We start from the raw sequence: 12,889 nt of genomic DNA on the forward strand, positions 1-12,889 counted from the left end.
AGGGACTGGATATGAAGTTAGCAACCCTAAAGAATGATAGCCGAGATGGCTTACTGGTTGTGGTAAACAAAGCACTGACAAAATGTGTCGCTGTACCTGAAGTTGCACAAACGATGCAAGAAGCGTTAGACAATTGGAGTCATGTTGAATCTCAGCTCAATGAGGTTTATTTGGCGTTGAATAACGGTGAGCTAACCAGCGAAATGCCATTTGATCCAGCTTTGAGTGAATCTCCTTTACCGCGAGCATACCAATGGGCGGATGGCTCAGCGTATGTCAACCATGTCGAATTGGTGCGTAAAGCGCGTGGCGCGGAAATGCCGCCAAGTTTTTGGACTGATCCCTTGATGTATCAGGGAGGCTCCGACGCGTTTATCGGACCTTATGATGATATCCCGGTAGTGACCGAAGAGTGGGGAATTGACTTCGAAGGTGAAGTGGCTGTCGTAACAGGTGATGTTGCAATGGGAGCTACGGCTGAAGAAGCGGCGCAATCTATCAGGCTGATTATGCTAGTCAATGATGTTTCACTGCGCGGGTTGATCCCTAACGAGCTCGCGAAAGGGTTTGGTTTCTTTCAATCAAAACCATCTTCAGTTTTCTCACCGGTAGCGGTGACGCCTGATGAACTCGGGGACGACTGGGATGGTGGTAAAGTGAATCTGCCACTTCTAAGCTTTTACAACAATGAACCCTTTGGGTGTCCAAATGCGGGTGTTGATATGACGTTCGAGTTTCCGGAACTGATTGCACATGCAGCCAAAAGTCGCCCTCTATCAGCAGGAGCGATCATCGGTTCAGGCACAGTATCAAATAAACAAGGTACTGACTTTGGTACTGCGATTTGTGAAGGTGGGGTTGGATACTCCTGCATTGCTGAAGTACGAATGATAGAAACGATCCGTGATGGCTCACCGTCAACGAGTTTCATGAAGTTTGGTGACCGAATCAAGATGGAAATGAAAGACGCGGATGGTCACTCGATCTTTGGCGCGATTGACCAACAAGTGGTGAAATATGAGTGATCGCATTCTCTATGGTTATTGGCGTTCTTCAGCAGCATACCGTGTGAGAATCGCACTTAACCTAAAAGAGTTGAGTTATCAGCAGCGCTCTATTCATTTGGTAAAAAACGGCGGAGAACAACACTCCGCCGATTATCAGAATCTCAATCCGAGCCAGTTAGTGCCAGTGCTAGTCGATGGAGGCGTCACTCTTAACCAATCTTTAGCGATCATCGACTATCTTGATGAAACTTATCCAGAGGTTGTGCTTACCCCGCTAGACAAAGAGCGCCGTTACATCGTGAAGTCACTGGCGCAAGATATCGCCGTCGATATTCACCCTCTCAATAACCTGAGAGTACTGCAATATTTATCGGGTGAGCTTTCTGTCGAAGAGGGAGACAAAACTCGGTGGTATCGTCATTGGATAGAGCAGGGCTTTACCGCGCTGGAAAAACGACTGAAATTGTGTAGCGGTGAATATAGTGTTGGCGATGAGGTCTCTTTGGTTGATGCTTGTCTTGTCCCGCAGGTATACAACGCCAAGCGTTTTGACGTTGATTTAACCCCTTATTCAAATATTGTCAGAGTGACAACGTCACTAAGCGAATTGGAGGCGTTTAAGAGGGCTGCACCTGAAGCTCAACCAGATGCGGCTGTTTAGGTTCTAGAGATATTGCTACTTGATTCCTACCGCCCTCTTTCGCGAGATAGAGGGCCTTATCTGCTTGTTCCATCATATCAATAATCGAAGAGGTTTCTCCGGCGGTGCAAATCGCGACTCCAGCACTGATAGTAATAATATCTGCACAAGAGGAGTATTGATGTGGTATGGCTGCGCTTTCAATACCAAACCTAATCCGTTCCGCGATAGTTATCGCTTTATCTAAGTTGGTATTGGGTAATACTGCCACGAACTCCTCACCGCCGACTCTGGCAAAGAAGCTATATTCCGCTTCTAGATCTATTGTCTTAAGTCGCTTGGCGACTTTACGTAAGGCTTTATCTCCAGATACGTGTCCATAGTTATCGTTGAAAGGTTTAAAGTGGTCGATATCAAATAAGATGACGCAAAGATCTTGGTGTTTTTCTTTGCTACGCAGCCATACGGCTTCTATCTTTTGATTGAAGTAGGTGCGGTTTTTCAGCTCGGTTAACGCATCCTGCTCAGCGAGTGCCTTTATCGAGTGGTTTGCTTCAGAAAGTTGCCGGATTAATTGTTCTTTTTCAATCTCTTCTGCGATTCTTTTTAACGCTTTATTGTGCAGAATTCGGGTGTATAAGCTAACGTAAATGACGCCGCATAGCACTAAGGTAAACGCTTCAAATAAACGCTCTAAGCCAATTGAAAAGTAAACAACAAGTGGCAGAATTAGTGACCAAAAGTATATTTGCAGCGCTGAAATAGAGTTTATGTGAAAGATAGTACCAGCGAAGGCGAGGGCGGTGCACCAGATTGTGGTAGTCAGTAAGTTGTGTTCTGGAGCGATCTGAATATACCAGATAGATCCTAATGACCAGACGAAGCCGATTAAAGATCGAGTCGTAAGCAGAGCAAACCAATGTGTCTTGGTCATGCTGTGTTTATCGATATGTGGCCTTAAAGAGCGGTCAACGATATATCGCGCGCTAATGACACATAAGAACAGACCCGCCCAGATAATGCTTTGACTTGATAGCCCGTAATTGAATACGGTCAAACTTAGAACCAAAGTGGCTAAAGCACCTTGTAGAATCGCGATCATAGGGAAGGCATCCATCATTTCCAGATGCTTTCTACGATCTATTTCTATTGCGATATCAGGGTTCATTAAGAGGCTACCGTTCTCAATACCTAATTTGAACCTACCTTAATCACCTTGACTTGTAAACGAAGTGTTAATAAAACTGATGCGTATACCAATAAAGCAAAAAGCCACCTTTTAAGGTGGCCTTAGTGTCGTCCTTGGAGAAAGAGTACGAATTAACGTAGTGAGCTGATTTGACGCCCACGCTGTTGTAATTCGGCAATGTTGAACTGACGTACATCCAATGTCGCTAAGTCATTGCACTCTTTACATGAATGATGGCTTTTACCGTCAACGTATTCATGTTTGGTTAGCATGCTTGGCTTTTTGCACCAATCGCATACACCTTCGATAGTAAACATAGATTTCTCCCTACCCTATTTACTAGGTGTTATTTTCGGTGCAGATTATGACATGAATAACGGTATATGGTTAACTATTTGTTACGTGTAATGGGAGGGGGATCGATTGCGTAGCCTTGTAATTTAAGCCTTATCTAAAATTGGAAATCTAATTACTTGGGTTTTGTAACTATTTGTTAACGTGTTTGAGTATGACTTTAAGTGCCTGATTTAGGCGCTTCATCTCTTCCTCACTTCCTTTTAGGTCTGGATGATAAACTTTAGACAACTGCTTGTAGCGAAGTTTGATCTGTTTTTCATCAGGGATCTTGGCAGGGTTAAAGCCAAACAGTGTGCAAGCGAGGGTGATTGGTTTATCTTGCGCGACAGATTGAGATTTAGTGCTCGGTTTTGGCTGAGCTTGAAGTTTTTTAATATGGCGATACATCGCCTCCATCTGGCGTTTTTGCTGCTTTAAGGTTTCATCTTTACGTCGAATTTCCCGGTCAACTTTGACTTGCTGCCTTTGGGCATCGGAATCACTGCTTTCGGTAAGCGATCGAAGTGAGCGGTTCGTGCGTAACAGCCATATGATGAGCGCAATACTCACTGCGAGCAGGCCAATTAATGCATAGATAGTGGTGCTCTGTGCTTGTCCTTGGTGGGCGAGGGACTTTGCTTTAGGGCTTAGTTCTATATCTTGATGGTCAAAGGCCACTTCTAACTGATCAATAGCCGCTACTTGCTTAGCTCGACGATTATTAAACTGCTGTTCAAGTACCCGAGCATAATCTTTCTCTGCATCTGGGTTCTCTTTCGCTGCTTGTTCATACCAAAGCTCCGCTAGATCCAGGTTGTCAGGCTGCTCTTTTACTTGCTCGTACAACTGGCCAAGTAATAATGGAGCTTGTTTGTCACCGGATATTGCAGCTTTGCTAAGCCAAAATATCGCATTCTCGATATCTACCTTTGTGCCAAGGCCTTTATAGTAAGCACGTCCTAGGTTTGCTGCTGCGGAATCACTCCCATTGTTCGCTGCTTGTTGATACCAGTAGAAAGCTTCTGAGTCAGACTGAGTCACCCCTTGCCCTTTCTGGTATCTATCTGCGAGCTCCAACTGAGCGTGGACATTGTTATTCTGAGCGCTTTGTGTGAGCTCTTCTACTGTTTGAGCAAAACTCACTGAAGAGTAAACAAGTAGTAGAAGGGATAGGATTCGCAAATCAGCCTCTAGTCACTAGGATAAAAGTGGTTGTATTTGCTAAGTATATCAATTAGCCAGAAAAAATAGACAATTATTGTCTCGAATCGATATTACGAATAAAAAAATGGCCTCCTTGGAAGCCATTTTTGCAACGATCTCGCCAATATTATTTTAGCGGTAAGATCTGAATTTCTACGCGTCGATTGCAAGCTCGACCTTCTGAAGTACTGTTAGTACAAAGCGGGTATCGTTCACCATTGCCGCGAGCAACTGCTCGACCTGCTGCAACACCCTGTGAAACTAGGTAAGAACGTACTGATTCAGCGCGACGCTCTGACAAGATTTGGTTGGTTGTATCGCTACCTGTACTGTCAGTATGGCCATCAATAACAAGGCTAGTATCTGGGTACTCAACCAAGATTCTTGCTACGCCACGCAAGGTTTTATGAATGCTAGGGTCAAGTTGATAAGAGCTTGTTTGGAAGCCAATGCCGTTTTCTAGACGAAGCAATAACTGATTTTCTCCAACGCGCTCTACTTGCACACCAGAATCCATAAGTTCTTTGCGTAGTGCGGCTTCTTGTTGGTCAAAGTAGTAACCGATACCGCCACCGACAGCGGCACCACCCGCAGCACCGATCAGCGCGTGCTGTCGACGCTCTGTTGCATCATCACCGGTTGCTAAGCCAACAGCAGCACCTGCGATGGCGCCGATTAGTGCACCTTGGGTTGCTGAGTTGGTTTCGGTTTCGCCGGTGGTTGCGTTTTGGCGCTGTGTGGCTTGGCAGCCAGAAAGGGCTATTGCGATGGCTAAAGCAGCCGTAATCTTCTTCACGATAACATCTCCGTGTATCATTATTATTGCCAGACAAGGTTAGTCTGGGTCTCGAATGCCATGAATTAAACCGATGGCATTCGCTATGTCAACGCGGAAAAGATTAATTTACTGAATATTAACGGTGGGTGAACAAAGCTTGCTCTATCTGAGCATTTTTGGTGCTTGTGCCCCATCTATAGGACGGTTAACTGAGACGGTACGGCCTTTCTTTAAACCGACTTCATAATCTTCGGTTAAGTTCTTCATCGCTTCTCTGAGTTGTTGTTTGAATGTCTCTCGGTCGATGTTTTTGAACTCTTTATCGATGTAGTCATCAATTTTTTTCGCCGAATCTTCATCAGGGCTGATGATCGGTAACTTTTCTAAAGCCCCTTCAACCCAGCCAGAAAGGAAAGAGTTGACTCGTCGAGTGACCTCTGTTGTTGGTGTGCCGGAGCCTGAAAAACCATTGCGGAAACGACCAGTTTGTTCATTCATTTCACGATAGACAATATCAAACGCAAAAGCTGCGAAGATGGCACGGTCAGCTTCACCAATGAACTCTACACGTTTCAAACCTTTGTGATTGAGTAAAACGGCTTCGACGCCAAATTTCGTGTTAATGCCGCGAATAATTCTAAGCAGATTTGAACCAACGTTGGCTGGCAGGAGGTGAGTCGATTGGGTTTTGCCCATCTTGATAAACTCAATATCGTCTTTATCGAGGCCGTACTTAAGCATCAAGCGATGAGCCATCTTGATTGCATTCGCCGCTTCGTTAACGTTAGCAGAGTTACCAAGTTCTAAACATTTCGCAATTTTCTTAAGGGCTTTTTGTTTATCCATCGACCGCTTCAAATCTCACTAATTTAGCAAAGTCGGACATTTTACCGTTTTCTGGTTAAAAACGGAAATGAGTTGTCGTTATAAGGCGCTCAGTCAGGATAATGAGAATAGAGAATAGAGAATAGAGAATAGAGAATAGAGAATGCCATCGAACCGTCGACGGCATTCCATTAGCAAGAGTGAGGTTACGCTAGATACCTAGTTCATCCAGCAGGTCATTGGCATTACTGTCTTGCTTCTCTTCCTTTTTGTCGTTTTTCGCTTTCATCTTTTGTTGAGTTTGCTCCAAGATATCATCAGGGCACTCATCTTCCGTCGCTTCAAACTCTTCTAGCTGAATGAACTCCGTTTTGTCCATTGCTAGCTCTAGGTAGAAAATGTTGCCTTGCTCGGTAGAGAAGGTCACACGGCGCGCCTGAGGACGATCGAGATTGGTATCGACCGATAGGTTCACCTGTTTGTTCAAAGAAAGCATTTTCGGTTGGTTTTGCGTGATGTGAGTATGAAGGTCTTTGCGCACTTGGTTAGTAAAGTGACCGACCAATTGGTTCATAAGCTCACCCAATACATCCGCCACTTCATCAGAAGTATGCAGAGTCGCAAGCTCTTCTTCAGGCATACCCATGTTGCGCATGTAGTTTGTGTACACCTCAAGCGCAGCTTTAGAAGTGAAGTTGATAACGACTAGGCCTGAAAATCCACCATCAAACAGTACAAAGCAGCCGAAATCAGGCTTAAGGCTTGTTTTCGTAATCTTCTGTACCATCGCTGAGTATGAAATTTGCGAGCTTGTCGCAGAGGTTAAAACGCCAGAAACGGACTGGCACAATTTCAAAAGAATATCTTCTGTTGTGATGACTTTATTTTTTTTCATTGATGACTCGCTCATAAGAGACACTTAAAGATTGTCCAATAATTCTAAGTGTGGGAAAAAAATGCGATAAGTTCCATTCTGACACTGCATTTCTGTTTTGATCACCCTTTTAAATGTTGTAAAGTGACCTGATTCAAATAATAGTTTTTAAACTGAAGTGAACCCACTGCTGATTGGATCAGCGTAGTAGGGGGCAGGAAGCAAATGTTACCAAGATTACATTCACAGTCGGATGTTGATCCGATTGTACTCACCTTTCTCGAAGAACTTAAAGCCGCCGGATTTAGCGGTGACATCGAAAGCCAGTTTTCTAGCCGCTTAGCTGTCTCCACTGATAACAGCGTCTACCAAGAGTTACCTCAAGCGGTCGTGCATCCCAGAACCACCGAAGATGTATCACTTATAGGTAAGCTTAGTACTCAATCGCAGTATGAACGAATCAAGTTTTCTCCTCGTGGAGGCGGCACAGGTACCAACGGACAGTCCCTGACGAAGGGCGTCGTAGTTGACCTGTCTCGTCATATGAATAAGGTTTTGGAGATCAATGAGAAAGAAGGTTGGGTTCGCGTACAAACGGGTATTGTTAAGGATCAACTTAACGATGCAATAAGACCGTTTGGTTACTTCTTCTCTCCAGATTTGTCGACCAGTAACCGCGCGACTTTGGGCGGTATGATCAACACCGATGCCTCTGGCCAGGGTTCACTTAAGTACGGTAAAACATCGGACCATGTACTTTCGCTGCAAGCTGTGTTTGCTGATGGCTCATGCTTAGAGTCAGATTTATCGAAAGGCATGCCGCAGGAAGGCGAGTATGCATTTGAAGCATTTCACGTTACCGAAAAGGTATGTCGCGAGAAACGATCTCAAATTGAAGCGAAGTTTCCTCCTCTTAATCGATTTTTAACGGGATACGATCTAAAAAACGCGCTCGATACCGACGCAGACAAGTTTGATTTAACCCGTGTGCTGTGTGGCGCGGAAGGTTCACTCGCGTTTATCACTGAAGCAAAACTCAATCTCACGCCAATCCCCAAAGCTCGAACTTTAGTTAATGTTAAGTACAACAGTTTTGACTCTGCACTGCGCAACGCCCCCTTTATGGTTGAAGCGAATGCGCTCTCAGTAGAAACCGTTGACTCACGGGTACTTAACTTAGCCAAGCAAGATATTGTTTGGCACACAGTGAGTGACCTTTTGACCGACGTTCCCGGCAAAGATATGCAAGGGATCAATATGGTTGAGTTTGCTGGTCAAGATGTACAGGAAGTCGAGCAGCAGGTAAAAGCGTTAACTGCGCGCCTAGAAAGTATGCTAGAGAACAATGAAGCCGGCATCATCGGTTATCAAGTCTGTAGCGATGTTGCTAGCATAGGTCGTATTTACAATATGCGTAAAAAGGCCGTTGGCTTGCTAGGTGCGGCAAAAGGACGAGCGAAACCCGTCGCCTTTGCGGAAGACACCTGTGTTCCACCAGAAAACCTTGCTGACTTTATTGCGGAGTTCCGCGAACTGCTAGATGCAAAATCGTTGAACTACGGCATGTTTGGCCATGTTGATGCAGGTGTTCTCCACGTTCGCCCAGCGCTTGATCTATGCGATCCGAAACAAGAAAGCTTGATGCATGAAATTTCCGACGAAGTGGTTAAGCTGGTGGCGAAATATGGTGGCTTAATGTGGGGGGAGCACGGTAAGGGTTATCGCTCAGAGTATGGGCCAGAGTTTTTCGGCGAAGAGTTATTTACAGAGTTACGCAGAGTAAAAGCGGCTTTCGACCCTCACAATAAGATGAATCCGGGTAAGATCTGTACACCGCTTGAAAGTACAGAAGAGTTAGTAAAAGTAACTGATACTAAGCGCGGATATTACGATCGTCAGATTGATGTTCAAGTTCGCGATAGTTTTAAACAAGCCATGGAATGTAATGGTAATGGCTTGTGCTTCAACTACGACACTTCCTCTCCAATGTGTCCTTCAATGAAGGTGACAGCCGACCGACGACATTCGCCAAAAGGGCGAGCAGGTCTAGTTCGAGAGTGGCTTCGTCAATTAACTGAGCAAGGAATTGATATCCTTGATCTTGAGAAGCAGGCACTGGAAGAAAGTTCATCAATCAAAACCATGATTGATCGCGTGCGAAATAACCTCAATAAGCGACATGAGTATGACTTTTCTCATGAAGTTTATGAGGCAATGAACGGCTGTCTAGCGTGTAAAGCGTGTGCGAGCCAATGTCCAATTAAAGTGGATGTTCCAAGCTTCCGTTCTCGATTCCTTAATATCTATTACTCTCGTTATCAGCGCCCCGCTAAGGATTATTTGGTTGCGAACATTGAGTCTATGCTTCCTGTATTGGCGAAAGCGCCGAAACTGGTTAACGGTGCGTTAAAGCAAAAGTGGGTGCAAGACTTAACCGCTAAATCAGTAGGTTATGTTGACTCACCTTTACTCTCAGTGCCGACTTTAACCAAGAGACTAACGTCGCTTAAGTCATTTGATCTACAAGATCTCGCGGCGCTATCGAAAGATGACAAAGCGAATCATGTTGTCATCGTTCAAGACCCATTTACTAGCTACTACGATGCACAAGTTGTCGAAGATTTTGCTTCTTTGGTGACTAAGTTGGGCAAGACCCCGGTATTGCTACCATTTAAACCCAATGGTAAAGCGCAGCATGTGAAAGGCTTCTTAAAACAATTCGCCGCAAATGCGAAAAGTACCGCTGCCTTTTTACAGCAGGTTGCTGATATTGGGATCCCGTTAGTAGGCGTAGACCCTGCGTTAGTGCTCTGCTATCGCGATGAATACCAAGAGGTGTTAGGTGATAAGCGTGGCGATTTCCAAGTCCTCACTGTTCATGAATGGCTTGAGCCTAAGTTGAGCGACATGGATAAGCAGCCATCAAATGGTCAAGAGCCTTGGTATCTATTTGCTCACTGTACCGAAAAAACCAAGATGCCAAATGCTGAAAAGGAGTGGGGGGCAATATTCGCTCACTTTGGGGCTCGGCTTGATACAGTGCCTGTTGGTTGTTGCGGTATGGCCGGGACCTTCGGTCATGAAGTCGATAAGCTGCAAATGTCGAAGGATATTTACGGATTGAGTTGGAAGCCTCGACTGCAAGACTTACCTAAGGAGCGCTGCTTGATTACCGGCTACTCTTGCCGGAGCCAAGTCAAGCGTTTCGAAGATGTGAAGGTTAAGCATCCACTGCAAGCACTGTTGCAGATTATCTAAAATTAAATAGCTCAGCCGATACGGCTGAGCTATTTTGTATACAGTAGACCTCTGTTTGTTAAGGAATATCAATGGACAAGCTAGAAAGGAAGATTCCGCCCGTTGCTCTCTTTTTGTTGTTCTTTGTGGTGATCAATCATATTAGTCATGAACTTCTCGCATTTAAGATCGGTTTGCCATTGAATTCGATTGTTTTCGGGCTGTGCTTTTTAGCGGCAGGTATTGCGGGCTTAGGTGGGGTGTATGAGTTTAAGCGCGCTAAAACGACGGTCAACCCTATCAAAGTCGAAGACGCTTCATCAGTAGTCGACTCAGGAATCTTCGGTTACAGTCGCAATCCAATGTATCTAGGCTTATTTCTGTTGCTATTTGGTTTCGCCTATTGGCAACAGAACCTACTCGCCATTGTGTTTAGTTTCGGTTTTGTCTGGTATATGAATCGTTTTCAAATCCGACCCGAAGAACGCGCTTTAGAGTCTCTGTTTGGTGCCGAGTATTTAGATTACAAACAGCGAGTTAGGCGCTGGATTTAGAATTTTTATCGTTTTCGAAGTGGCCATATGGTATCGAGTGAAGTTCAAAGTGCGATTTATTTGGTCGTGAGGAAGTTTATGAACTCGAATTTGAGTGCTCAACAAGCGTCAAAAGTTCTTGCGAATTCAATCGCTTTTCTTAAGTAACTCGTGAGCGTTTGGTTCTTCTTGTTTTGATTCACATGCTACGCCCATAGTTTGGACGTAGCATGTGATTTTGAAGGTTAAATAGCTAAGTCATCAATAATTTGATTGTCAACCAAATTAGCGAGAGTTACTTTTAGCTTAGGTGTTCTATCCATTTCGCGCTTAATGGCAAAGTTGGCCTCTTCATTGCGAGCCCAGCTACGTCTAGCGATGCCGTTGTTAACATCAAATAGAAGCATGGATTGAAGTTTGCGCTCCGCGTCACTGCTGCCATCAAGCAGCATACCAAAGCCACCATTGATAACTTCACCCCAACCTACGCCACCACCGTTATGGATTGAAACCCAAGTGGCACCACGGAAGCTATCGCCAATCACATTGTGAATGGCCATGTCAGCAGTAAAGCGACTACCGTCATAGATATTTGATGTCTCTCTAAATGGAGAGTCCGTACCACTGACATCATGGTGATCTCGTCCTAGGACTACAGGGCCAATTTCGCCTCGATTAATGGCATCATTAAAGGCTTTCGCAATTTCCATTCTACCTTGAGCATCGGCATACAGGATCCTTGCTTGTGAGCCTACGACTAACCTATTGGCTTTAGCGTCATTGATCCAAGTAATATTGTCCTGCATCTGTTGTTGGATCTCAGCAGGAGAGCTTTGCATAATATTACTTAAAACTTGTGCTGCTATTTCATCTGTTTTGTCGAGATCTTCTGGTTTACCGGAGGTACAAACCCAACGGAATGGACCAAAGCCATAGTCAAAGCACATTGGCCCCAAAATATCCTGCACGTAAGAAGGGTACTTAAAATCAATACCATTTGCTGCCATAACATCAGCGCCTGCACGCGAGGCTTCTAACAAGAAGGCATTACCATAGTCAAAGAAGTAAGTTCCTTTCTCAGTATGCTTGTTGACCGCAGCACCATGGCGTCTTAATGTCGCTTGTACTTTTTGTTTGAATACGTCCGGTTCTTCTCTAATCAAACGATTAGACTCTTCGTAGCTAATATCAACTGGATAGTAGCCGCCAGACCAAGGGTTATGCAGTGACGTTTGGTCTGAGCCTAAGTGAACAAAGATCTCTTCTTCTAGGAACGATTCCCAAACCTCAACCACATTACCGATATAGGCAATAGAGACGACCTCTTCGTTGGCTTGAGCTACTCTGACGCGCTTAATCAGCTCAGGCATATTATCGATGAGTTCATCAACCCAGCCTTGTTGATGTCGTTTAGTCGCAGCATTAGGGTTAACTTCGGCACAAACAGTAATACACTTAGCAATGTTACCTGCTTTGGGTTGTGCTCCACTCATGCCACCTAAACCAGCGGTAAGGAATATTTTGCCCTTAGCTTGTTCACCTGCTTTTAACACCTTGCGGAAAGCGTTCATAACGGTAATCGTTGTGCCATGAACAATCCCTTGAGGGCCAATATACATAAATGAACCAGCTGTCATTTGACCATATTGAGTTACGCCCAACGCATTGAATTTTTCCCAATCGTCCGGCTTAGAATAGTTCGGGATCATCATACCATTGGTGACAACAACACGAGGGGCTTCTGGTGAAGAAGGGAATAACCCCATCGGATGGCCTGAGTACAGGTGCAAGGTTTGATCGTTCTCCATCTCACTGAGGTATTTCATTGCTAACAGGTATTGCGCCCAGTTTTGAAAAACAGCCCCATTGCCACCATAAGTGATAAGCTCTTCTGGGTGTTGGGCAACTGCAGGATCAAGGTTGTTATCGATCATCAACATAATGGCAGCAGCTTGCTGGCATTTTGCTGGATAGTCGCTTATTGCTCGCGCTTTCATTAAGTAATTCGGCTTAAAGCGATACATATAAATGCGGCCAAAGGCATTTAACTCTTGTGCAAACTCATGCGCAAGCTCTTGATGCCATGCCTTGGGAAAGTATCTAAGGGCATTACGAATGGCGAGTTGTTTCTCTTCTGTGCTGAGAATATCTTTACGCTTGGGCGCACGGTTAACATTCACCGGATAAGGTTTTGCCGGTGGCAGCTGCTCAGGGATCCCCTGTTTAATTTGTTCTTGAAAGCTAAGTTCAAAAGTCATCATTTACTC

The 12,889-nt window shown here is 44.8% G+C and carries 11 protein-coding genes; 4 read left to right on the plus strand and 7 right to left on the minus strand.

The window, feature by feature from the left end; genetic code table 11:
• Nucleotides 1-11: 11 nt before the first annotated feature.
• Both AC6R16_RS12755 and maiA read left to right on the plus strand, forming a co-directional pair.
• Complete coding sequence (locus tag AC6R16_RS12755; protein WP_500674591.1) at nt 12-1,025, plus strand: fumarylacetoacetate hydrolase family protein; 1,014 nt, start codon at nt 12-14, stop codon at nt 1,023-1,025.
• Nucleotides 1,018-1,668 (plus strand): maleylacetoacetate isomerase, encoded by a 651-nt coding sequence (gene maiA, locus AC6R16_RS12760; RefSeq protein WP_500674592.1) that lies wholly within the window; start codon nt 1,018-1,020, stop codon nt 1,666-1,668. Before AC6R16_RS12755 ends, maiA begins: the two co-directional genes overlap by 8 nt.
• Here maiA and AC6R16_RS12765 read toward each other — a convergent pair.
• The 6 genes from AC6R16_RS12765 to AC6R16_RS12790 all read right to left on the minus strand — a co-directional run bounded on the left by AC6R16_RS12765 (nt 1,625) and on the right by AC6R16_RS12790 (nt 6,873).
• The gene (locus AC6R16_RS12765) at nt 1,625-2,815 is read right to left on the minus strand and encodes a GGDEF domain-containing protein (protein ID WP_500674593.1); all 1,191 of its coding nucleotides are present in this window, start codon (nt 2,813-2,815) and stop codon (nt 1,625-1,627) included. The genes maiA and AC6R16_RS12765 overlap by 44 nt on opposite strands.
• Nucleotides 2,816-2,967: 152 nt before the next feature.
• Nucleotides 2,968-3,153, minus strand: a complete 186-nt coding sequence (locus tag AC6R16_RS12770; RefSeq protein ID WP_500639147.1) for a hypothetical protein — start codon at nt 3,151-3,153, stop codon at nt 2,968-2,970.
• 169 nt (nt 3,154-3,322) lie between these two features.
• Nucleotides 3,323-4,354, minus strand: a complete 1,032-nt coding sequence (locus AC6R16_RS12775) for a hypothetical protein (protein WP_500674594.1) — start codon at nt 4,352-4,354, stop codon at nt 3,323-3,325.
• Nucleotides 4,355-4,502: 148 nt separating this feature from the next.
• Nucleotides 4,503-5,171, minus strand: coding sequence for a YiaD family glycine zipper/OmpA-like lipoprotein (locus AC6R16_RS12780; protein ID WP_069666170.1), 669 nt, complete (start codon nt 5,169-5,171; stop codon nt 4,503-4,505).
• Nucleotides 5,172-5,315: 144 nt separating this feature from the next.
• Nucleotides 5,316-5,999 (minus strand): DUF2786 domain-containing protein, encoded by a 684-nt coding sequence (locus AC6R16_RS12785; RefSeq protein ID WP_486786208.1) that lies wholly within the window; start codon nt 5,997-5,999, stop codon nt 5,316-5,318.
• Nucleotides 6,000-6,189: 190 nt separating this feature from the next.
• Entirely contained in the window at nt 6,190-6,873 is a 684-nt protein-coding gene (locus AC6R16_RS12790; RefSeq protein WP_004742872.1) for a DUF3334 family protein, read from the minus strand.
• A 204-nt stretch (nt 6,874-7,077) separates the two neighbouring features.
• Between AC6R16_RS12790 and ydiJ the strand changes: the two genes are divergently transcribed.
• Nucleotides 7,078-10,110 carry a D-2-hydroxyglutarate dehydrogenase YdiJ gene (ydiJ, locus tag AC6R16_RS12795; RefSeq protein WP_500674595.1) on the plus strand — a complete coding sequence of 1,011 codons (3,033 nt, stop codon included), beginning with the start codon at nt 7,078-7,080 and terminating at the stop codon, nt 10,108-10,110.
• A gap of 71 nt (nt 10,111-10,181) precedes the next feature.
• Entirely contained in the window at nt 10,182-10,643 is a 462-nt protein-coding gene (locus AC6R16_RS12800; RefSeq protein ID WP_500674596.1) for a methyltransferase family protein, read from the plus strand.
• Nucleotides 10,644-10,867: 224 nt separating this feature from the next.
• Here AC6R16_RS12800 and hutU read toward each other — a convergent pair whose 3' ends face one another.
• Entirely contained in the window at nt 10,868-12,883 is a 2,016-nt protein-coding gene (gene hutU / locus AC6R16_RS12805) for a urocanate hydratase (protein ID WP_500674597.1), read from the minus strand.
• Nucleotides 12,884-12,889 lie beyond the last annotated feature (6 nt).

It is taken from the genome of Vibrio sp. R10-SG3-ISO10, from assembly GCF_059834185.1.

Bases quoted from the DNA above. Each gene is read 5' to 3' on its own strand.
- AC6R16_RS12755 (WP_500674591.1), top strand. From the start codon at position 12: ATGAAGTTAGCAACCCTAAAGAATGATAGCCGAGATGGCTTACTGGTT.
- maiA (WP_500674592.1), top strand. From the start codon at position 1,018: ATGAGTGATCGCATTCTCTATGGTTATTGGCGTTCTTCAGCAGCATAC.
- AC6R16_RS12765 (WP_500674593.1), bottom strand. From the start codon at position 2,815: ATGAACCCTGATATCGCAATAGAAATAGATCGTAGAAAGCATCTGGAA.
- AC6R16_RS12770 (WP_500639147.1), bottom strand. From the start codon at position 3,153: ATGTTTACTATCGAAGGTGTATGCGATTGGTGCAAAAAGCCAAGCATG.
- AC6R16_RS12785 (WP_486786208.1), bottom strand. From the start codon at position 5,999: ATGGATAAACAAAAAGCCCTTAAGAAAATTGCGAAATGTTTAGAACTT.
- AC6R16_RS12790 (WP_004742872.1), bottom strand. From the start codon at position 6,873: ATGAAAAAAAATAAAGTCATCACAACAGAAGATATTCTTTTGAAATTG.
- ydiJ (WP_500674595.1), top strand. From the start codon at position 7,078: ATGTTACCAAGATTACATTCACAGTCGGATGTTGATCCGATTGTACTC.
- AC6R16_RS12800 (WP_500674596.1), top strand. From the start codon at position 10,182: ATGGACAAGCTAGAAAGGAAGATTCCGCCCGTTGCTCTCTTTTTGTTG.
- hutU (WP_500674597.1), bottom strand. From the start codon at position 12,883: ATGATGACTTTTGAACTTAGCTTTCAAGAACAAATTAAACAGGGGATC.